Origin of the sequence: Paraburkholderia sp. GAS199 (genome assembly GCF_050436585.1) — a bacterium.
GTDB lineage: Bacteria > Pseudomonadota > Gammaproteobacteria > Burkholderiales > Burkholderiaceae > Paraburkholderia.
The window spans coordinates 266,723-288,054 of sequence record NZ_JBNDMM010000007.1 but is presented as its reverse complement, the minus strand read 5'-3'; the positions used below and the strand labels follow the sequence as shown (position 1 = coordinate 288,054).

Annotated in this window: 20 protein-coding genes; 7 read left to right on the top strand and 13 right to left on the bottom strand. The window is 64.1% G+C overall.

Annotated features, from left to right (window positions below):
* Nucleotides 1–38: 38 nt before the first annotated feature.
* The 5 genes from P3T18_RS25765 to P3T18_RS25745 form a co-directional block, all read right to left on the bottom strand.
* Complete coding sequence (locus P3T18_RS25765; protein WP_429302780.1) at nt 39–419, bottom strand: DUF5594 family protein; 381 nt, start codon at nt 417–419, stop codon at nt 39–41.
* A 94-nt stretch (nt 420–513) separates the two neighbouring features.
* Entirely contained in the window at nt 514–855 is a 342-nt protein-coding gene (locus P3T18_RS25760; protein WP_429302779.1) for a ribbon-helix-helix domain-containing protein, read from the bottom strand.
* 144 nt (nt 856–999) lie between these two features.
* Nucleotides 1,000–2,586: a GMC family oxidoreductase gene (locus tag P3T18_RS25755; protein ID WP_429302778.1), complete on the bottom strand. Its 1,587-nt coding sequence runs from the start codon at nt 2,584–2,586 to the stop codon at nt 1,000–1,002.
* 25 nt (nt 2,587–2,611) lie between these two features.
* Nucleotides 2,612–3,298, bottom strand: coding sequence for a tat (twin-arginine translocation) pathway signal sequence (locus P3T18_RS25750; RefSeq protein ID WP_429302777.1), 687 nt, complete (start codon nt 3,296–3,298; stop codon nt 2,612–2,614).
* A 53-nt stretch (nt 3,299–3,351) separates the two neighbouring features.
* Nucleotides 3,352–3,750 (bottom strand): VOC family protein, encoded by a 399-nt coding sequence (locus tag P3T18_RS25745; RefSeq protein WP_429302776.1) that lies wholly within the window; start codon nt 3,748–3,750, stop codon nt 3,352–3,354.
* Nucleotides 3,751–4,135: 385 nt separating this feature from the next.
* Between P3T18_RS25745 and P3T18_RS25740 the strand changes: the two genes are divergently transcribed.
* Nucleotides 4,136–4,546 (top strand): DUF2000 family protein, encoded by a 411-nt coding sequence (locus tag P3T18_RS25740; RefSeq protein WP_429302991.1) that lies wholly within the window; start codon nt 4,136–4,138, stop codon nt 4,544–4,546.
* Nucleotides 4,547–4,565: 19 nt separating this feature from the next.
* On the opposite strand, the gene P3T18_RS25735 is transcribed toward P3T18_RS25740, so the two are convergent.
* The 3 genes from P3T18_RS25735 to P3T18_RS25725 form a co-directional block, all read right to left on the bottom strand.
* The gene (locus P3T18_RS25735; RefSeq protein ID WP_429302775.1) at nt 4,566–5,081 is read right to left on the bottom strand and encodes an Lrp/AsnC family transcriptional regulator; all 516 of its coding nucleotides are present in this window, start codon (nt 5,079–5,081) and stop codon (nt 4,566–4,568) included.
* Nucleotides 5,082–5,084: 3 nt separating this feature from the next.
* A complete protein-coding gene (locus P3T18_RS25730) occupies nt 5,085–6,743 on the bottom strand; it encodes an acyl-CoA synthetase (protein WP_429302774.1) in 1,659 nt (552 codons plus the stop codon).
* A gap of 68 nt (nt 6,744–6,811) precedes the next feature.
* The gene (locus P3T18_RS25725) at nt 6,812–7,726 is read right to left on the bottom strand and encodes an SDR family oxidoreductase (RefSeq protein ID WP_429302990.1); all 915 of its coding nucleotides are present in this window, start codon (nt 7,724–7,726) and stop codon (nt 6,812–6,814) included.
* A gap of 189 nt (nt 7,727–7,915) precedes the next feature.
* On the opposite strand from P3T18_RS25725, the gene P3T18_RS25720 reads away from it, so the two are divergent.
* Nucleotides 7,916–8,710: a TetR/AcrR family transcriptional regulator gene (locus P3T18_RS25720; RefSeq protein ID WP_429302773.1), complete on the top strand. Its 795-nt coding sequence runs from the start codon at nt 7,916–7,918 to the stop codon at nt 8,708–8,710.
* Here the strand turns inward: P3T18_RS25720 and P3T18_RS25715 are convergent.
* From P3T18_RS25715 to P3T18_RS25700, 4 genes are all read right to left on the bottom strand, one after another.
* Nucleotides 8,652–10,004, bottom strand: coding sequence for a dicarboxylate/amino acid:cation symporter (locus P3T18_RS25715; RefSeq protein ID WP_429302772.1), 1,353 nt, complete (start codon nt 10,002–10,004; stop codon nt 8,652–8,654). The genes P3T18_RS25720 and P3T18_RS25715 overlap by 59 nt on opposite strands.
* A 102-nt stretch (nt 10,005–10,106) precedes the next feature.
* Nucleotides 10,107–10,721, bottom strand: a complete 615-nt coding sequence (gene leuD, locus P3T18_RS25710) for a 3-isopropylmalate dehydratase small subunit (RefSeq protein WP_429302989.1) — start codon at nt 10,719–10,721, stop codon at nt 10,107–10,109.
* Nucleotides 10,721–12,136 carry a 3-isopropylmalate dehydratase large subunit gene (gene leuC, locus P3T18_RS25705; protein ID WP_429302771.1) on the bottom strand — a complete coding sequence of 472 codons (1,416 nt, stop codon included), beginning with the start codon at nt 12,134–12,136 and terminating at the stop codon, nt 10,721–10,723. The genes leuD and leuC overlap by 1 nt, the downstream gene beginning before the upstream one ends.
* 27 nt (nt 12,137–12,163) lie before the next feature.
* Complete coding sequence (locus tag P3T18_RS25700; RefSeq protein WP_429302770.1) at nt 12,164–13,042, bottom strand: alpha/beta fold hydrolase; 879 nt, start codon at nt 13,040–13,042, stop codon at nt 12,164–12,166.
* A gap of 94 nt (nt 13,043–13,136) precedes the next feature.
* Here P3T18_RS25700 and P3T18_RS25695 point away from each other — a divergent pair, with 94 nt between their 5' ends.
* The gene (locus tag P3T18_RS25695) at nt 13,137–14,039 is read left to right on the top strand and encodes a LysR family transcriptional regulator (protein ID WP_429302769.1); all 903 of its coding nucleotides are present in this window, start codon (nt 13,137–13,139) and stop codon (nt 14,037–14,039) included.
* Between the two features lie 3 nt (nt 14,040–14,042).
* Here the strand turns inward: P3T18_RS25695 and P3T18_RS25690 are convergent, their stop codons facing one another.
* On the bottom strand, nt 14,043–14,951 hold the full coding sequence (locus tag P3T18_RS25690; protein WP_429302768.1) for a LysR family transcriptional regulator: 909 nt from the start codon (nt 14,949–14,951) through the stop codon (nt 14,043–14,045).
* Nucleotides 14,952–15,104: 153 nt separating this feature from the next.
* On the opposite strand from P3T18_RS25690, the gene P3T18_RS25685 reads away from it, so the two are divergent.
* The 4 genes from P3T18_RS25685 (at nt 15,105) to P3T18_RS25670 (ending at nt 21,319) form a co-directional block, all read left to right on the top strand.
* The gene (locus P3T18_RS25685) at nt 15,105–17,225 is read left to right on the top strand and encodes a 3-hydroxyacyl-CoA dehydrogenase NAD-binding domain-containing protein (RefSeq protein ID WP_429302767.1); all 2,121 of its coding nucleotides are present in this window, start codon (nt 15,105–15,107) and stop codon (nt 17,223–17,225) included.
* 33 nt (nt 17,226–17,258) lie between these two features.
* Nucleotides 17,259–18,467, top strand: coding sequence for an acyl-CoA dehydrogenase family protein (locus P3T18_RS25680; protein ID WP_429302766.1), 1,209 nt, complete (start codon nt 17,259–17,261; stop codon nt 18,465–18,467).
* 12 nt (nt 18,468–18,479) lie between these two features.
* Nucleotides 18,480–19,622: an acyl-CoA dehydrogenase family protein gene (locus tag P3T18_RS25675; RefSeq protein WP_429302765.1), complete on the top strand. Its 1,143-nt coding sequence runs from the start codon at nt 18,480–18,482 to the stop codon at nt 19,620–19,622.
* Nucleotides 19,623–19,738: 116 nt separating this feature from the next.
* Nucleotides 19,739–21,319 carry an aspartate:alanine exchanger family transporter gene (locus tag P3T18_RS25670; RefSeq protein ID WP_429302764.1) on the top strand — a complete coding sequence of 527 codons (1,581 nt, stop codon included), beginning with the start codon at nt 19,739–19,741 and terminating at the stop codon, nt 21,317–21,319.
* The last annotated feature ends 13 nt before the right edge of the window (nt 21,320–21,332 follow it).

Below are 21,332 nucleotides of genomic sequence, written 5' to 3'. Positions count from 1 at the left end.
TTCATTACGCGCGGCGCGGAAGTCTCGGCACTCGCCGATCAGGATTCGAAATCGAGTCCGCCGAGCAAGGTCAGCGGCTGACCCTGAGTATGCGTGAGAAAGTCGAGTTCGCGCGCGTGGCGCCATGCCTGCAGTTTGCGCGGCAACGCGGCCAGATACGCGCTGAAACGGGCCTCGCCGCCCGCCTCCATCAGCCGCTCGATCTCGTCGCTGTCCCATGTCAGATAGAGATTCAGCGGATGCGCGTAGTGGCCGATGTTTTCGAGCGGTGTGGCGAAAATACGAACACGCGTGGGATGACCGTGGCCGCCGTAGGGCAGCACTTCAGTGTGGATCGTGCTGGCGAAAAGGGCCGCCACCGCCTCGGCGATGCGAGGGGCGAACTGCTGGTCGAAACGGGCGGCATGCTCTGGATGCATCGATGTCTCCGACGTTCTGCGCACTGGGCAAAACATCGTAGCACGCCGGTCTTGCCATCTCGCGGTTGCGCGCCGCAACCGGCCGATCCGTTAATCAGACCGTTTTCAGAATGCGGGGCCGCGTCTCACTGGACGCGGCCGCTTCCGGCAGAATCTCGGGCGCGCTCTTCTCGGTCCGCATGGACAGATAGCGCAAACAGCACACGCGCAGGAACGACGCGAAGTTGGTCGGCATTTCGCCACGCAACGCGATCAGTTCGTCGTAGAGCTTCACGGCGAACTGGCTGGTGGTCATGCTTTCGCGCGCCGCGATTTCGTGCAGCACGTCCCAGAACAGATTTTCCAGCCTGACCGTGGTGATCACGCCGTGAATCCGTAACGAACGGGTACGCGATTCGTAAAGAATCGGATCGGCGTTGATGTAAATGCCGCACATGACGTTCACTCCTGGTTGCGCGACTCACGCGCCGCACGCATCGTGCAGACGAATACGGCGCGTCACGCTGGCTCACCAACATACGCCGGCATCCGTCGCCCGACAATTGCGTCGAACCCGGACACCGGCCGCTCTACTGCCCCGCTACACTGCGCGCCTGTTCATCTGGGTGGCGATGTGATCGGCCTGGCGGATCGCCAGCGTCACGATGGTCATGGTCGGGTTCTCCGCCGCGCCCGTGGTGAACTGACTGCCGTCCGAGATGAACAGGTTCGATACTTCGTGCGTCTGCCCGAAGTTGTTGCACACGCCGTCCTCGGCACGCGCACTCATGCGCGCAGTGCCGAGATTGTGCGTGGACGGATACGGCGGCACGCGGTACACCGTTTTCGCGCCCGCCGCTTCGTACACGGCCGTGCCCTGTTTGAACGCATGCTCGCGCATCGCCTCGTCGTTCGGATGATCGTCGAAGTGAACGTTGGCCACAGGTTGACCGTACTGGTCCTTGACGTCCGTGTTCAAGGTGACGCGGTTGCTCTCGCGCGGCATGTCCTCGCCGACGATCCACATGCCCGCCGTGTACGCGTATTGATCCATCGCCTGACTGAACTTCGGCCCCCATGCGCCGGGATCGAGAAACGCGGCGTAAAACGGCAGGCCGAGCGAGACCGTTTCCATGTGATAGCCGCCCGCAAAACCGCGCTGCGGATTGAACACCGCTTCGTCTTCGATGATGCCGGCCATCGTCGTGCCCTTGAACATCTCGACCTTGTCGTTGAACACGGCATACACCGAGCCCGTGGTGTGACGCATGTAATTGCGCCCGACCTGCCCCGAACCGTTGGCGAGACCTTGCGGGAATTTGCTCGAGTGCGAATTGAGCAGCAGACGCGGCGTTTCGATCGAATTGCCCGCCACTGCCACGATGCGCGCTTTCTGCCGCTGCAACTTGCCGTTGCCGTCGTAATAGAGCACTTCTTTTGCCTTGCCGCGCGCGTCGGTTTCGATTCGCACCACATGCGCCTGAGTGCGCAGTTCCATGTGTCCGGTGGCCTGCGCGCGCGGCAGTTCCGTATAGAGCGTCGACCACTTCGCGCCGGTGCGGCAGCCCTGAAAGCAGAAGCCGCGCTGGAAGCAATGCGCGCGGTCGTCACGCACGATGCTGTTGATTGCCATGTGGCCGGTATTGCACTCCTTGTAGCCGACTTTCATCGCACCGGCCGACATCACCTTGAAGTTGTTGTTGCCCGGCAAACCCGGCAAGCCCTGGGTGCGCGTCACGCCCATTTTGGCTTGCGCGCGGTCGTAGTACGGATCGAGTTCTTCGCGGGTCAGCGGCCAGTCGAGCAGATTCGCATCCTTGACGTCGCCATACGTGGTTCTGGCCTTGAACTCGTGCGGCTGGATACGCAGACTCGCGCCCGCCCAGTGCGTCGTCGTGCCGCCCACCGTCTTGCAGATCCATGCGGGCAGATTGGGAAAGTCTTTGGCGACGCGCCACGTGCCGGACGTGGTGCGTTTGTCGAGCCACGAGAGCATCTGGAAGGCACCCCATTCGTCGGTCGTGAAATCGGCCTGCGTATGCAGCTTGCCCGCTTCCAGCACGACGACGTTGATCCCTTTCTGCGCCAGTTCGTTCGCCAGCGTGCCGCCGCCCGCGCCCGAACCGATAATCACGACGACCTTGTCGTCGTTGTGCGAAAAACGCACCTTGTTGTTGTCCTGGTTCATGTCTAGTCTCCGCAGTTCTGGCTGATCAGCTATCCGTCGGAATCGGGCCGCTCGCACCCGCGGGCGGATTCGGCAACCACGAGAGGCTGTTGAAGCCCTTGGTCAGGTAGCCGCCATCGCCTTCGGACGCGCCGTAGCCGAAATGCGCGTACGCCATGGTGTTGGCATAGAGCGAGACCACCGCGGTGCTGCGAATCGTGTTGAAGAACGGCGTTCCCGCCAGGGCCGCCACGTCCTGCGCCTGCGCGTCCGGGCTTCGCGTGAGCCAGTCCGAACCGGCCTTCGCGTCGAGCTGTTTGACGCCGTCGACGAGCTGGCGGCGCACGGCCGGGTCGGCTTTCGCTTTTGCGTCGACATCTTTGACGACCAGCGCGTAGACCGCGTTGTCGAGCGTGGCGTGCGGATAGAGTTGACGCGTAAAGGCAAGAATCACTTCGCCCTGGTGCGTATCCAGTCCCTGCAGTTCGAGCGCCCATGCACGGCTCGGCGCGAGTGTCGACAACACGGAAGAAAACGCGAGCGTGCCCATCAATACGCCGGTTCCGCGCAGCAGTTCACGGCGCGTCAGCGGTATTCGCAACGCTGCTGACGCGGCCTGCGCTGCGCGATGGTCATGAGGATGTTCGTGGGAATGATCGTGATCATGGGCATGCACCCGCTGCACCTGGCGCGCGCGCTCCGACTCGACGATCGGGATGATCGTTGTCTTCATGTCTGTCTCCTTGTGGGGTACTGCAACTACGCACCGCGGCCCACTGTGTTTTGCTATTGATAATGGCCGTGGCGTTCCAGCACTTCAATCTTGTAGCCGTCGGGGTCCTGAATGAAAAAGTAGCGCGCCAGCAAATCGCCGTTGTCGTGATGAAATTCGCGCAGATCGTTGGGGCTCATGCCGAGATCGATCAGACGTTGCCGTTCGGCCTTCGCATCGTCCACCACCACCGCCACATGACCGTAGCCGTCGCCATGCGAATAGGGTTCGGCGCGCCCTTTGTTCCAGGTCAGTTCGATTTCGGAGTCGGCTTCCTGATTACGCAGATAGACGAGCGTGAAATCCGGAAAGTCGAGCCGCTGCGAAATATCGAAGTTGAAAGCCCGTTGATAGAACTGCAGCGAGCGCGGCAGATCGTGGACACGAATCATCGTGTGTATGAGTTTGGCCATCAGCGTCCCCTCCTGTTTGAATGAAGTGTAGGAGGGCCGCGCGGCGAGTGGTAATGCACGGCTAAATCACGCCAGGGACTTGCCCTATGTTGCAGACGCGTCGAACGCATCGGCTTTGCGCGCCTTCGACGCCTTTGTCGTGCGACGAACAGGGCGTCGCGCGTGGTTGCAATGCAGCAGCAGTCAGTCCACAGGCACGCCATGCGTGACGCCGAATGGCATCAGGCAAAACCCGTGGTCCGCGCCATGCCAAAGCGACTCGACCGAAGCGCATTCGTATTTGCGCGCAGGCGCGCCACACGCACGGTACTTTCCCTAACATATCGGTTTCGCGTTCGCGGCACGCATCGGCGAACATCGACGGTTTCAGGAGATCAATGGCGTGGTGGAATTCGACACGAAGGTGGCGATCGTCGTACTGGACGATCTGGCGGTCTGGCAAAAACTCAACGTGACGGCGTTTCTCGCAACCGGCATTGCGGGCGCCGCGCCCGAAGCGATGGGAGAGCCCTACGAGGACGCGGCAGGACGTCTGCATGCGCGTCTGCTCGGTCAGCCGATGATGGTGTATCAGGCGGACAGTGCCGGGCTGCTGCGCGCGTTCCGCCAGGCTGTCGAGCGCGAATTGACGCGTGCCGTTTATGTGCGCGCCATGTTCTCGACCGGCCACGACGAAGCCAACCGCGCAGCGTTTCGCGCCGAGCCCGCCGACACGCCCGATCTGGTGGGAATCGCCCTGCGCGGACCGAAGAAGGCCGTGGACAAGGCAGTCAAAGGCCTCTCGCTGCACGCATGAAACGGTGGGTTACAGCGGCCTACAGTGCCGGACTCGGTCCGCGCTCGAGATAGGTGGTGAGCGCGATATAGCTGCGCGTGCCCGTGAATCCTTCGATCGCATGGATACGTTCCAGCAGGCGCTCGAGCGATTGCGTATTGCGCGTGCGAACCTTGAGCAGCATCGCGCTCTCGCCCGTGACGGTGTGAATCTCCTCGACCTCCGACAACTCTTCCAGCGCGAGGAGTTGTCGCGTGACCGCCCAGCTCGTCGTATCCACGTGAACAAAAGCAAGCAACGGGCGGTTCAGCTTGACGGCGTCGAGCGCGGCAACGGTGCCCTTGATTACGCCTTCTTTCTTCAGGCGTCGGGCGCGTTCATGAACGGCGGGCGCCGAGAGAAATAGCAGCTTGCCGAGTTCGGCGTACGTACGCGTGGCGTCTTCGGCCAGCAAGGCCAGCAGCTTGCGGTCGGTGTCGTCGAGCGCGGCGGCTTGCGGCATGGCGGTGGCGTCGCCGTTGGCTCTGGCGGCTATCGTACGTTTGCTCGTGGTCATCAGTCAGGCCTTGTGGGTACCGCCAGCGTGCACGACTTCGGCGCGCAGCGCCTTGCGTATCACCTTGCCGGTGGGTGTCATCGGCAACGCGTCGACAAAGCGGATTTCGCGCGGATACTCGTGTGCCGCAAGCCGGGTTTTCACATGCTGTTGAATGTCGCGCACCAATGCCGCGTCGCCGATAAAACCCGCTTTCAGCACCACGAAGGCCATGACGATTTCGGTCCGCTCCGGATCGGGCGCGCCGATCACCGCCGCCATCGACACAGCCGGATGACGCAGCAGCGAGTCTTCGATCGACGCCGGCCCGATGCGATAGCCCGCGCTCGTGATCACGTCGTCGCCGCGGCCGACGAAGCGGATAAAGCCGTCCGCGTCGCGCGTGCCCAGATCGCCGGTGATCAGATACTTGCCGCGGAATTTTTCGCGCGTGGCGGCCTCGTTGCCCCAGTAGCCGAGGAACATGACCGGGTCTGGCGATGCGACGGCGATGTCGCCGATCGCGCCTTGCGGCAGTTCGTTTCCTTCGGCATCGAGAATCACCACACGATGACCCGGCACAGCGCGGCCAATGGCGCCGAAGCACGGCTCGAACAGCGCCGCGCACGACGACACCACCACGTTGCATTCGGTCTGCCCGTAGAACTCGTTGATCGTGACGCCGAGCGCGCGGCGGCCCCAGTCGATCAGTTCTTCGCCGAGCGACTCGCCGCCGCTCGCCACCGACCGCAGCGAAAGCGTCCAGCGTTCGGGACGCTCGACCCCGCGCATCATCTTCAAGGCGGTGGGCGGCAGGAACGTATGCGAGACGGCATGACGCGCCATCAGATCGAACGCCGCCTCGCCGTCGAACTTGGCGAAGCGCCGCGCCAGCACCGCGACACCGTGATGCCACGACGGCAGCAACACGTCGAACAGGCCACCGATCCACGCCCAGTCCGCGGGTGTCCACATGAGCGTGGCGTGCGACGGAAAGCCCTGCTGCGAGAGATCCACGCCCGGCAGATGGCCCAGCAGCACGCGATGACCGTGCAAGGCGCCCTTCGGCTTGCCGGTGGTGCCCGAGGTGTAGATGATGACGGCGGGATCGTCGGCGCTGGTATCGGCCGGTGTGAACTGGTCGGACGCAGCGTTCAATGCCTGCCAGAACGAGCGCAGCGGCGCGGTGGAGGCCGTGTTCGTGTCGGCGTCGATATCGACGCTGAAGACATGGCGCAAGGCGGGCAACGCGGCGCGAATTTCGTCGAGCTTCTGCACGCCAGCATGATCGGTGACGAGCGCGACCGAGCCGCTGTCGCCGAGACGGTGTTCGATTGCGTCCACGCCGAACAGCGCGAAGAGCGGCACGGCCACCATGCCCGCCTTATACGCGGCGAGATGCGCGATCGCGGTTTCGATCGATTGCGACAGAAAGATGCCGATACGGTCGCCACGTTGCGCGCCGCTCGCGATCAGCGCATTGGCGAAGCGGTCGGAGAGCGTTTTCAGGTCGTCGAAGGTGTAGCGCGTGGCGCGGCCTTCGGCGTCTTCGTAGATCAGTGCGAGACGGCCCGTGCCGTCCGCCCATTTATCGCAAACGTCGACGCCGATGTTGTAGCGCGCCGGAATGTCCCACGCGAAGTGTGCCGTCAACGATTCGTAGGTCTGGCCGTCGAGGTTCATTGTGTCTCCTTCAATCCCGCATTGGCGTGGCGCGCGTTGCAGTGCGCGCCATCTCGATCTTGCAGCGTTCAGTCCTGCAGCCCGCGCGGCGGCTGATAGCGCGCAAAACCGTTGTATTCGACCGTGCGATCCGCCTCCGGCAGCGGCCACGAATGACGCGCGTTCGGCACGCCGCCGTCCACGCGAATCACCGTGCCGTTGATAAAAGCCGACGCTTCCGACAGGAGAAAAACCGCCGCGCTCGCCAGTTCCGATTCGGTGCCGAAGCGCTGCAGCGGCACCTTCTGTTTGAGTGTGCGCAGCAACGCTTGATATTCTTCGTTATAGCTGTCCATGCCGGCCGATGCTATCCAGCCCGGCGCAACGGCATTTACCCGCACACCCGAGTGACCCCATTCACAGGCCGCGGTTTCCGTGAAATTCCACACGCCCGCCCTCGCCGCGCCGGAATGTCCCATGCCGGGCATGCCGCCCCAGATGTCCGCGAGCATATTGACGATCGCGCCGCCGTTCTCCTGCATCCACTGTTTGTAGCACTCGCGGGACATCAGGAACGTGCCGTGCAGATTGTTGCGCACCACGGCGTCCCAGCCGTTCAGCGAAATGTTCTCCAGCTTCGCGGGAAACTGGCCGCCGGCGCAATTGAAAAGACCGTCGATACGGCCGAGTTCTGCCAGCACCTGGGCAATCGTCTGCTTGACCTGCTGTTCGTCGCGAATATCGCAAACGTAGGTCTTGTGCGTTCCATGGCCTGCGGCGCCCGCGTGGTCTTCCGCTAATTCGGCCGCCACACTCCGCAGCTTTTCCTCGCTCCGGCCCACCAGCGCGACGCTTGCACCCAGCGAGGCGAGTTCGTGAGCTGTGCAACGGCCCAGCCCGCTGCCCGCGCCGGTCACCAGAACGACCTGCCCGCGGAACAGATTCTCGCGGAAGACCGAGCGGTAGCGATTGGGGAGGATCGATTCAGTTTCGCTCTCTGGAATGGCTGGCACGGCAGGCGTCTCCTCGGCTTTGAGCTGATTTTTTTGAGTTTAGCTCAAGTTTTACGTGCCGTGTTGGCGCAGCTCATTTCGCCTGATTTTAGTTATTAATCTCGCAATGGATAGCGCATTGCATGGCGTCTGCAGATTGTTTGAGCTAGACTCAACTTACTGTCATAGTCCAGTCGTTCCATGTCCGCATCCAGTGTCTCGCGCCGCGTGCCCGTTCAGGCGCGCTCCGAACAGCGTCTCCACGCGATTCTCGACGCCGCGCGCCTCGTGTTTTCCGAACTCGGCTACGCATCGGCCACGATGACCGAAGTGGCGCGCCGCGTGGGCGTCTCGGAAGCGACCATCTTCACGTATTTCGCCAGCAAGCGCGATCTCTGCGTGCGCGTGCTCGTCAACTGGTATGACGAGATCATTGCGGAAGTGGAAAACAATCTGCCGCATATCGTCGGCACGCGCAGCAAATTTGCGTATCTGGTTCGCACGCATCTTTTCCGGCTGACGGTCGACGGAACCGGCCTCTGTGCGCTGATTCTTTCCGAAGGCCGCGAGAAAGACGACAAATTCGGCGACGTCATCGTGCAATTGCAACGGCGTTACACGGCGCCCATGATGAACGTGCTCGCCGAAGGCGTCGCTCATGGCGACATACGCGACGACATGCCGCTCGGCCTGTTGCGCTCCGCGATTTACGGGCCGATGGAACACGTGCTGTGGGACGCCGTGCGCAAACAGACGGCGGTGGATATCGAGGCAACTGCGGCGTCGCTCGGCAACCTGCTCTGGCAAGGTCTCGTGCCGCCGGATCCGGATGCGGCGGCACTGGCGCAACTGCGTAGCGAAGTGGTCGACGCCGTGCAGCGCTTTCAGGCGGCAATGCCCGGTAACGGCGTTAAGCGCGCCACTCCGAAGCGCGAGATCAGAGCGAGTGGCCCGCTTCGCGCTCCGGCACGCGGCTCACGGTCGCGTCGGACGTAAGCGGCACGGTACGCGTCTCGACGCCGGGTCGGGCTGCAGGTCCGGCGAGGGCCGCCTTCAGCTTGTCGCGGTCCAGTTCCTTTTCCCATGCGGCAATCACGATGGACGCGACGCCATTGCCCATGGTGTTGGTCAACGCGCGGCACTCCGACATGAAACGGTCGATGCCGAGAATCAGCACCATCGCCGTGACCGGCACGGTCGGCACGACGGAAAGACTCGCCGCCAGCGTAATAAAACCCGCCCCCGTGACGCCGGTCGAACCCTTCGACGTCAGCATCGTCACTGCGAGCAAAGTCAGTTCCTGCGCGAGGCTGAGATGCGTATTGGTGGCCTGCGCGAGAAACAGCACCGCGAGCGTCATGTAGATATTGGTGCCGTCGAGATTGAACGAGTAACCGGTGGGCACCACCAGTCCGACGATGCCGCGCGAACAGCCGAGACGTTCGAGCTTTTCCATCAATTGCGGCAGCGCGGCTTCGGAGGTCGAGGTGCCGAGCACGATCAGCAATTCATCCTTTATATAGACGACGAAACGCCATAGGCTGAAGCCGCACGCTCGCGCGATCAGACCGAGGCCGCACGCAACGAACAGGAACGCGGTGAGATAGAACGTGCCGATCAGCTTCATCATCGGCAGCAGCGAGACGATGCCGTATTTGCCGATGGTGAATGCGATCGCGCCGAATGCGCCGAGCGGCGCGAGGCTCGTGATCATTCGCACCACGCGGAAAAACACTTTGGAAAGCAGTTCGATCAGACCGATCACCGGCTTCGCGGGCTCGCCCATCACGGCAAGCGCCGTGCCGAACAACATGGCGATCAACAGCACCGGCAAGATGTCGCCTTGCGTGAACGCGCCGACGAACGTGTCCGGAATGATATGCATGAAGAAGCCCGCCAGACCTTCGCCATGCGCGGCCTGCGCCGCGTACGCGGAGATTGCGCCGGCATCGAGCGTGGCAGGATCGACGTTGAAGCCCACGCCCGGTTTCAGCACGTGCGCGGCCACCAGTCCGATAGCGAGCGCGAGTGTCGATACGACTTCGAAATACAGCAGAGCCTTGCCGCCGACGCGGCCCACCTTGCGCATATCGTGCATGCTGGCAATGCCGGTCACGACCGTGCAGAAGATCACCGGGCTGATGATCATGCGCACGAGTTTGATGAAGGCGTCGCCGAGCGGCTTCAAGGCCACGGCGTTCGCGGGCATGAAGTGCCCCACCGCCACGCCGATCGCAATTGCGACGATCACCTGCACGTACAGCACTTTGTATAACGGCTTGCGTTTCATGTCTCCTCCAGTTTTTCGGGGCAAAGCGCGTCCCTTCCCTTCTGCCGGGGAAACCTTGAACGCGCGTTCTGTCGTGAATGGCGGCTGACGCGCCGCCTTGCGTTACAACACGGCTGCCCAGCGATGCCGCTCGAAATGCGTTGCTTCGAACGCTTCGATCTCGGGCAGCAGCGAGAGCGTGAGGTCGATGGTGTCCATGCCTTCGATCACCATCTTCTTGTGACGCGCACCGAGCGGAAAGTCGAACACGCGACCACTCGCCGCCGTGACGGTTTGCTGTTCGATATCGATGTGCACGTCGGCGGCCGGTTGGGCTGTGGCCTGCTCGAGCAGAACATCGACGGCCGCGCGTTCCAGTTGAACCAGCAGCAGGCGATTGTTCATCGCGTTCGAGTAGAAAATCTCCGCGAAGCTCGGCGCGATCACGGCGTCAAAACCGGCTTGCTGCAGTCCCCACACTGCATGCTCGCGGCTCGAACCGCAGCCGAAATTCGCGCCGCCGATCAGAATGCGCGCGCCGCGATACGCGGGCTGGTTCAACACGCAGTCGGTGCGCGGCAAACCGGCCTCGTCGAAACGCAGGTCGTAGAGCAGGCCCTCGCTAAGACCGGCCTTGTCGATGATGCGCAGAAACTGCTTCGGCATGATCTGGTCGGTATCGAGATTCTCGATCGGCAAAGGCGCGGCGCGCCCGGTGATGTCGGTGAGTCGTTCGATCATGATCGTTTCTCCAGCGTGCGAACGTCGGTGATGCGGCCGGTGAGTGCGGCAGCCGCCGCCATCGCGGGGCTCATCAGATGCGTGCGGCCACCGCGTCCCTGGCGGCCCTCGAAATTGCGATTCGTGGTGGACGCGCAGCGTTCGCCCACGGCGAGAAAGTCGTCGTTCATGGCGAGGCACATCGAGCAGCCCGGCTCGCGCCATTCGAAGCCCGCTTCGCGCAAGGTCGCGGCAATGCCCTCGCGCTCCGCCTGACGGCGCACGCTGCCCGAGCCCGGCACCACCATCGCGCGCACGCCGCTTGCCACGTGCTGCCCGCGCACGATCGACGCAACCACGCGCAGATCTTCGATACGCCCGTTCGTGCATGAACCGATGAACACGCGGTCGATCGGCGTGCCCGCGATCGGCTGGCCCGCGTCGAGTCCGATGTAGTCGAGCGCGCGGCGCAGCGCCGCCGCTGCCTCCGGCGTAGTCTGCGACGCCGCGGCGGGAATCCGCTGATCCACCGCGATGGCCTGATCGGGGCTCGTGCCCCACGTGACGAAGGGCGCGATATCGTGCGCGTCGAAACGATGTTCGACGTCGAAGCGCGCGCCTTCGTCCGATTTCAGCTCGCGCCAGTCGCGCATGGCGGCTTCCCATGCGGCGGCATCGAGTGAGAGCGCGTGAGCGCGCACGTAGTCGAACGTGGTGGCGTCCGGCGCGATCAGCGCGGCACGCGCGCCCGCTTCGACCGTCATGTTGCACAAGGTCATGCGGGCTTCGGCGGAGAGCGAGGCGATCGTCGATCCGTCGAACTCGACCGCATAGCCGCGCGCGCCCTGCGCGCCGATGCGGCTGATGATCCACAGAATGACGTCTTTTGCGGACGTGCCGTACGGCAAGGCGCCATCCACCGTGATCCGCATGGTCTGCGCGACGCGATAGACCAGCGTCTGCGTGGCAAGCACGTGCTCGACCTCCGAGGTGCCGATGCCGAAACCCAGCGCACCGAGCGCGCCGTACGTGGTGGTGTGGCTGTCGCCGCACAGCACCACCATGCCGGGCCGGATCAGGCCGCGTTCCGGCGCGACGATGTGTTCGATGCCTTGCAGCGGATCGTTCGGCGCGTGCAGTTCGATACCGGCCTGCGCGCAGTTGCGCGCGAGGTTGTCGGCCTGCAGCAGCGATGCGGCGTCGCGAATCACACGCGGCGATTCGGCGTGCGTCGGAATGATGTGACTCACTACCGCGAGTTGCTGGCGCGGCCGGCGCACCGGCCGCGATTTTTCCGCGAGCGCGCTGAACGCCTGCGGGCTGGTGTATTCGTTCATCAGATGCAGATCGGCGTACAGCAGCACGTTCTGCGCATCGAGTCGCGTGACGGTGTGCGACTCGACCAGCTTGTCGTATAGCGTTCGTGTGGACATGTCGGAGTAAAAGCCAGTCAGGGGCAATCAGGAACTCAGGAACGGCAGGACGTGCTCGAGCAGCAAATCCGGCGCTTCCTCGGGAATGTAGTGGCCGCACGGCAGCGCCTCGCCGCGCACGCGGCTCGACCATTGCCGCCATTCGGCGAGCGGCTCGAAGCATTGTTCGATGACGCCCTGCGCGCCCCACAGCGCGAGAAACTCGCATTCGATCCGGCGACCTTCGGCCAGCGACGCACGGTCGTGATCGAGGTCGATGCCCACACTCGCGCGATAGTCCTCGCAGATGCCGTGCGCGGTGGCCGGGTCGGAGAGACTGCGCAAATACTCGGCGTAAGCGTCCGGCGTGAAAGGCGCGAGGCCCGCGCTGCGTGCGCCGATGGTCTGCTTCAGATAGAGATCGGGATCGGCGCGGATCAGCGTTTCGGGAAACGGCGCGGGCCGCACGAGGAAAAACCAGTGCCAGTAAGCGCGCGCGAAGTCGAACGAGGTCTGTTCGTACATGGCGAGCGTCGGCGCCACGTCGAGCGTGACCAGCTTCGTCAGCGCCGCGGGATGATCGAGCGCCATGCGGGCGGCGACGCGGCCGCCGCGATCGTGGCCGATCACCGCGAAGCGCTCGAAGCCCTGCGCGCGCATCAGTTCCACCAGATCGGCCGCCATGCGGCGCTTCGAGTAGTTGCCGTGATCGGACGTGCCTTCCGGCTTGCCGCTGTCGCCGTAGCCGCGCAGATCCGCCGCGACGACGGTGAAGTCTTGCGCGAGCCTCGGCGCCACCTTGTGCCAGATCGCGTGGGTCTGCGGATGGCCGTGCAGCAGCAGAAGCGCCGGCCCGTTGCCTTGCCTGATCGCCTTTATGCGGATGCCGTCGACCTGCGCCGACGCGTCTGTAAAACCTTCGAACATCGTTGCCTCCCGTATCTGAATGCAGTCTAATTGATGCCTTCAGCGATATGGTTTCTATCAACGCAATCCGGAATTAACTTTTAGGAACGAATCGATGGACGGCTTTTCCGACCTGAACCTGTTCGCGCTGGTGGCGCGCCACCGCAACCTGGCGGCTGCCGCGCGTGAGCTGGGCGTCACGCCGCCGTCCATCAGCAAGCGGCTCGCGCAACTCGAACAACGCCTGGGTGTGCGCCTCGTCAACCGCACGACGCGCCGTCTGAGCCTCACGGCCGAGGGCGAGCTTTATCTGGCGAACGGTTCGCGCATCCTCGACGAACTCGCCGAACTCGAACAACTGGTGACGAAAAGCCGCGCCGAGCCCGCCGGTCTGCTGCGCGTGAATGCGTCGTTCGGGTTTGGTCGCGCGCACATTGCGCCCGCCATTTCACGTTTCAGCGAGCGTTTTGCGTCGATGAAAATCCAGTTGCATCTCACGGACCGGCCGGTCAGCCTGCAGGAAGAAGGCTTCGATCTCGGCATCCGTTTCGGCGACGTGCCGGACGCGCGCATCAACGCGCGCCTGCTGCTGAAGAACCAGCGCTTCGTGTGCGCCGCGCCGGCTTACGTGAAACGGCACGGCGCGCCGGCCACGCCGCACGACCTGACGCGCCACGCCTGCCTCGTGTTGCGCGAGAACGAATCGGCCTACGGCACGTGGCATTTCACGCGCGGCAAGAAAACGGAAACGGTGAAAGTGGACGGCCCCTTGAGCAGCAACGACGGCAGCGCGGTACTCAGCTGGGCGCTCGACGGACGCGGCATCGCCGTGCGTTCCGCGTGGGAAATCGCCGGTCATCTGAAGCGCGGCGAGCTGGTGCCGCTGCTCGCCGACTGGACATTGCCGAACGCGGACATCCACGCGATCTATCTGGAGCGGCACCGCCTATCGGCGAAACTGCGGACGTTCATCGAGTTTCTCGGCGAAGACCTGCAGGCGAGCGTTCAGGCGCTCTGACGGTCAGCTCGCATTGCCGTGTCCGCTGGCGCGCGACTGCTGCAGGATGAACTCGATGAAGGTGGACGCTGCCCGCGTGTGATGCCGGTTCGGCATGTAAAGCAGATACATGTTGGTGCCGAAGATGCTGAGGCGCCACTCGTCGAGCGTGGTGATCACCTCGCCGCGACGGATATCGTCCTGCACCACGTAATCCGGCACGATCCCGACGCCGAGTCCCGCCAGCACGGCTTGCCGCAAAAACAGAAAGTTTTCCGAAATGATGGACGGCTCGAGCAGCACCTCGTGACGCTCGTCGCGCAAATAAGCCGCGACGCGCAACTGGCGGCCCACCACGGCCGCGGTGATCAGCGGCGCGGTGCGCAAGTCGTCGAGTTGCGCGGGCATGCCGTGGCTCTGCGCAAAAGCCGGCGACGCGCACGCCACGTACTTCACCGGACCCATCTCGCGCGCCACCAGATTCTGCGGCGGCTCGGACATCACCCGCACCGCGATATCGATCTCGTCGCGCATCAGGTCTTCCACGCGATTCTCGAAAAGCACGTCGAGCACGATGCCGGGATAAAGCCGCTTGAACGCGATCAGCCAGTCCGCCATCACGAGTTGACCGTAGCCGCTCGGCACGCTCAGACGCACTCGCCCTTGCAGGCTCTGGCCCAGCGTGGCGACGGATTCGCGCGCCGCCAGCAGCGCGTTCTGGATCGTGCGGCCATGCTCGTACAACTGCAGGCCGATCTCGGTCGGCTCGACGCGGCGCGTGGTACGTCGCACCAGTTGCAGGCCGATCGAGCGTTCCAGCTGGTTGAGGTGATAGCTCACGTTGGCGCGGCTCATTTTCAGCCGGCGCGCGGCCTCGCTGAGATTGCCCGCGTCGAGAATATCCACCAGCAAGGTCAGCGAATTGACGTCCACGAGCGCGCCTCTGTCAAAAGAATTTTGACAGTCTGTCAACCGGTGATGGGATTGTCAATAAAGCTTGTCCAACCCACAATCGGGAGCATCCGCCAGATCCGGCATGCCCACGTGCGCCACGCCCGCCGCGCTGGCCACCATCAGGAGACAGACATGACCCTCACCCCTTCGGCCGATGTCGTCACGCGCGAGTTGCGCGGCAAGCTGCTGCTCGTCACGATCGACCACGCGCCGGTCAACGCCCTTTCCGCCGACGTGCGGCGCGGCCTGCTGGCCGCCATCGAAGCCGCCGACGCCGATCCCGCCGTCGAGGCCGTGCTGATCGTCGGCGCGGGGCGCAACTTCATCGCCGGCGCGGATATCCGCGAATTCGGCAAGCCGCCCGTGCCGCCCTCCCTGCCCGATGTCTGCAATCGCATCGAAGCCTGCACGAAGCCGGTGGTCGCCGCGATTCACGGCGCGGCGCTCGGCGGCGGGCTGGAAGTCGCGCTCGCGGCGCATTACCGGATCGCCGTGGACGGCGCGAAACTCGGCCTCCCGGAAGTGCAACTCGGCCTGCTGCCGGGCGCGGGCGGCACGCAACGCACGCCGCGATTGATCGGCGCCCAGGCCGCCCTCGATCTGATCCTGAGCGGACGCCACGCCGGCGCGAAAGAAGCGCTGGCGTTGGGTCTGATCGACCGGCTCGGCAGCAGCGGCGACGTGCTCGCCGAAGGTCTGGCGTACGCCCACGAACTGCTGGCGGCACACGCGCCGGTGCGTCGCACCCGCAACGCGACGGCCCTCTCCGATCGAGCCGCCAGCCTCGCGGCGGTCGATGCGGCGCGCAGCGAGACCGCGAAGAAATCGCGCGGCCTGTTCTCGCCGCTGAAGATCGTCGAAGCCGTGCAAGCCGCCATCGAACTGCCCTTCGACGACGGGCTGCGCGTCGAGCGCAAACTGTTTCTCGAGTGTCTGGACAGCCCGCAACGCGCCGGTCTGATTCACGCATTCTTTGCCGAGCGCGAAGTGCTGAAAGCGCCCGAAACGCGCGACGCGAAACCGCGCGCCCTGCATAAAATCGGCGTGGTGGGCGGCGGCACGATGGGCGCGGGCATTGCCGTTGCCGCGCTCGACGCCGGCTTGCCGGTTACCATGATCGAACGCGACGACGCCTCGCTCGCGCGCGGCCGCGCGCACATCGAGAAAGTCTACGACGGCCTGATCGCCAAAGGCCGGCTTACCGCCGATAAAAAAGCCGACGTCATGTCCCGCTGGAGCGGGAGCACGTCGTACGACGCGCTCGCCGACGCCGACCTCGTGATCGAGGCGGTGTTCGAAGACCTCGCGGTGAAACAGGCCGTGTTCGCGGAACTCGATCGCGTCTGCAAGCCGGGTGCGGTGCTCGCCACCAACACGTCGTATCTCGACATCGACGCGATCGCGGCCAGCATCTCGCGCCCCGCCGATGTCATCGGCCTGCACTTCTTCTCGCCGGCCAACATCATGAAACTGCTGGAAGTGGTGGTGCCGAAACAGGTCAGCGCGGACGTGGTCGCCACCGCCTTCGAACTCGCCAAAAAGCTGCGCAAGACGCCGGTGCGCGCGGGCGTGTGCGACGGCTTCATCGGCAATCGCGTGCTGGCGGTGTATCGCGCCGCCGCGGACGCGATGATGGAAGACGGTGCCTCGCCATATCAGATCGACGCGGCCGTTCGTGCCTTCGGCTTTCCGATGGGACCGTTCCAGGTGGTCGATCTCGCGGGCGGCGATATCGGCTGGGCCGCGCGCAAACGGCGCGCGCCGCTACGCAACCCGGCGGCCCGCTACGTGCAGATCGCCGACCGTCTGTGCGAGCGCGGCTGGTTCGGTCAGAAGACCGGACGCGGTTTCTATCTGTACACCGAAGGATCGCGCAGCGGCACACCCGACCCCGAAGTCGAAGCGATCATCGATGCGGAACGTCAGCGTGCCGGCATCACGCCACGCAGTTTCACGGACGAGGAAATCATCCGCCGCTACATGGCCGCAATGATCAACGAAGGCGCCAACGTCGTGTACGAAGGCATCGCGCTGCGTCCGCTCGACGTGGACGTGACCTTCCTCTACGGCTACGGTTTCCCGCGCTATCGCGGCGGTCCGATGAAGTACGCGGACAGCGTCGGCTTGCCGCAGATTCTCGCCGACATTCGCGAATTCGCCAAAGAAGATCCGCTGTTCTGGAAGCCGTCGCCGCTGCTGGTCGAACTGGTCGGACGCGGCGCGGATTTCGCGAGCCTGAACCAGGCCGTCTGATAGTCTGATACGGCGCACATCGAGGACTCTGTCATGGACCTGAACTTCACTCCCGAAGAAGAGGCTTTTCGCGCCGACGTACTGGCTTTTCTGCGCGAAAAGCTCCCGCAACGTCTCTCCGCCAAGGTGCAGGGCGGCCGTCGTCTGACGCGCGAGGACATGGCGCAATGGCACGCCATTCTCAACGCGCAAGGCTGGCTCGCCAATCACTGGCCGAAGGAACACGGCGGTCCGGGCTGGACGCCGGTGCAGAAATTCATCTTCGAAAACGAATGCGCGCTGGCCGGCGCGCCGCGCGTGGTGCCGTTCGGCGTGAACATGCTCGGGCCGGTGCTGATCCGCTACGGCAACGACGCGCAGAAACGCCACTGGCTGCCGCGCATTCTCGACGGCTCCGACTGGTGGTGCCAGGGCTATTCGGAACCGGGCGCGGGCTCCGATCTCGCGTCGGTCAAGACCACCGCCGTACGCGGCTCGGACGCGCACGGCGAGCACTACGTCGTGAACGGCCAGAAGACCTGGACCACGCTCGGCCACTACGCGAACATGATCTTCTGCCTCGTGCGAACCGCCACCGACGTGCGTAAGCAGGAAGGCATCAGCTTTCTGCTGATCGACATGAACACGCCGGGTGTGGAAGTGCGCCCCATCGTCACGCTCGACGGCGAGCACGAAGTCAACGAAGTGTTTTTCACGGACGTGCGCGTGCCGGCCGATAACCTGGTCGGCGAAGAAAACAGGGGCTGGACCTACGCCAAGTTTCTGCTCACCTACGAGCGCACCAACATCGCGGGTGTCGGCTTTTCGGTGGCGGCCTTCAACCGCTTGCGCAAGATTGCCGCGAAGCAGCAGCGCAATGGCCGGCCGCTCGCGCAGGACCCGTCGTTCGCGGTGCGCATGGCGCGCGTCGAGATCGATCTGGAGAACATGAAGACCACCAATCTGCGCGTGATCGCAGCGGTGGCCGGCGGCGGCGTGCCGGGCGCGGAAAGCTCGATGCTCAAGATTCGCGGCACCGAAATCCGCCAGGAGATTGCTTCGCTGACGCGCCGGGCCATGGGACCGTACGCGCAACCGTTCATCGAAGAAGCCCTGCAAGAAGGCTACGAAGGCGTGCCCGTCGGACCAGACGAAGCGGCGAGCGCCGCCGCCTCGTACTTCAACAATCGCAAGCTGTCGATCTTCGGCGGCTCGAACGAAATCCAGAAGAACATCATTTCGAAAATGATCCTCGGACTGTAAGGGACGTCTGTCATGAACTTCCAGCACACCGAAGACCGCCGCATGCTGGCGGACACGCTGAACCGCTTCGTCACCGAGCAATACGACTTCGGCAAGCGCGAGCGCATCACGCGCTCCGCCGAAGGATTCAGCGCCGACATGTGGCGGCGCTTTGCCGAACTCGGCGTGATCGGCACCTTGTTCGACGAAGCGCATGGCGGATTCGGCGGCGGCGGATTCGATATCGCCGTGGTGTTCGAGAGCCTCGGACGCGGCCTCGTCGTCGAACCGTTTCTCGACACGCTGATCGTCGGCACGGCGATCACGCACAGCGGCAACGCGGCGCAACAGGACCTGCTCGGCGGTTTGATCGACGGTACGCGAATCGTCGCGCTCGCGCACGGCGAACCGCAGAGTCATTACGAACTCGCGCGCATCGGGACGCGCGCGGAACGCGTCGCACAGGCCGGCAACGACGGCTGGCGTCTGCGCGGCGCGAAGGCCGTGGTCCAGCACGGCGAGCATGCCGATCTGCTGCTGGTGGCCGCGCGCACCGCGGGCGCCATCGACGACGAAGCCGGCATCACGCTTTTCCTGGTGCCTGCGAACGCCGAGGGCGTGCAGGTGCGCGGCTATCGCAAGATCGACGGCGGCCGGGCGGCCGAAGTCACGTTCGATAACGTCGCGCTGAACGACGACGCCGTGCTCGGCACGCCGGGCGACGGCTTCGCGACGCTCGAACGAGCCATCGCGCACGGCGTGCTCGCGTTATGCGCCGAAGCGGTCGGCGCGATGGACGTTGCCAAAGATTTCACGCTGGAATATTTGCGCACGCGCAAACAGTTCGGCGTACCGATCGGCAGCTTTCAAGCCTTGCAACATCGCATGGCCGATCTGCTGCTCGAGATCGAACAGGCGCGCTCGGCGGTCATCAACGCCGCTGCCGCGCTCGGCGGCGAGCGGCGTGCGCGGGAACGCGCAATGTCGGCGGCGAAATACAGCATTGGCCGCATCGGCGCGCGGGTTGCCGAGGAATCCATCCAGTTGCATGGCGGAATCGGCATGACGTGGGAACTGCCGCTCGCGCACTATGCCAAGCGCCTCGTGATGATCGACCATCAACTGGGTGATGAAGATCATCACCTTCAGCGGTATATTGCGCTTGGGCAGGCGTGAACCACGGCGTCACGTGAATCAAAAGGCATAACCGAAAGACCAAGGCGCGCCCACCTCAAAACAGAAAAGCACAGGAAGACCAGCACCGAGCCGTCCGATCCGTTCCCGGAGGAAACATGGATTTCCTGAAGACGCTTTTCGAACATCAGCCCTTGATGACGCTGTTTCTGACCATCGCCGTGGGCTATTTCATCGGCGAGATCAATATCAAGGGGTTCTCGCTCGGCGTGGGGGCGGTGCTGTTCGTGGCGCTCGCGGCCGGCTGGTTCGCGCCGAAGTCCGCGCCCGCGCCGATGGTGGGCACGCTCGGCCTCGCGCTGTTCCTCTACACCGTGGGCGTGCAGTACGGCAAACAGTTCTTCCTCGGCCTGACCAGCGCGGCCGGCCGGCGCGCCAATATTCTCGCGCTGATCGGCGTGCTGTGCGCGGGCGCTGTCAGCATTGCCATCCAGAAGCTCATGCAGATGAATCCGGGCTACGCGCTCGGACTGTTCTCGGGCTCCGGCACCAGCACCGCGGCATTGCAGGCCGCCATCGCCACGCTCGGCAACGATGACGCTGCCGTCGGCTATTCGGTCTCCTACCCTTTCGGCGTCGCCGGTCCGATCCTGTTGCTGTATCTCGCGTTCATGCTGCTCTCGCCGAAGATCAAGGCCACCGCGAACGCCGGGCTCGAAATCATGGAGATCGCCCTGCGCAACCCCGCGTTTTGCGGCAAGACCGTGGGCGAAGCACTCGCCGCGCTGCCAGCCGACGTGCAGATCGTCGCCGTGCGTAGCGCGCATCACAACGCGCCCGCCGCCGCCGATCTCGTGCTCGCGGAAAACGACGTCGTGCTCGCCGTGAGTCCGACGCAAAGCTCGCTTGCGCAGACGCGTCAAAGTTTGGGCGAGGCCGCGCCCGGACGCGTGTTGCGCGATCGCGGCGACCTCGACTATCTGCGTGTGTTCGCTTCACGGCCGAGCGTGGTTGGCCGGCCGCTCGGCGAACTCGATCTGCCCGGCGGCGCGATCGTGGCGCACGTGCGTCGCGGCGATGCGGACATCATGCCGCGCGCCGACCTGATTCTCGAATTCGGCGACCGCGTCGGCCTGCTGACGAAACGCAGCGAATTCGCCACGCTGCGTTCGTTCTTCGGTGACTCGATCAAGGGTACTGCCGAGTTCAGCTATATCTCCGTCGGACTCGGCATGGCGCTGGGTTTTCTGGTCGGCGCTATCCAGATTCCGTTGCCCGGTCTCGGCTCGCTCGCACTCGGGCTGTGCGGCGTGCTGATCGTGGCGCTGGTGCTCGGACAATTGCGGCGCACGGGCAGCGTCAACTGGACCATGCCCTTGCCCGCCAATCTCGTGATGCGCAATCTGGGGCTGACGATTTTTCTGGCGCAGGTCGGCATGTCGTCGGGACCGAAGTTCGCCGCTACCGTCTCGCAGACCGGCTTGCTAATGCTCGGCCTCGGCGCCCTCGTGCTGCTGGCGTTGGCCGTGCCGATTCTGATCCTCGGCCTGCTGGTGTACCGCCTGCCTTTCGACGAAGTGGCGGGCATCGTCGCGGGCGCCTGCGGCAACCCGGCGATTCTCGCCTTCGCCAACAAGCTCACGCCGACCGACAAACCGGATATCGGCTACGCGATGATCTTTCCGGCCATGACGATCATCAAGATACTTTTCGTGGATATCGTGCCGTCGCTGTGGTGAGGTTCGAGTCGAG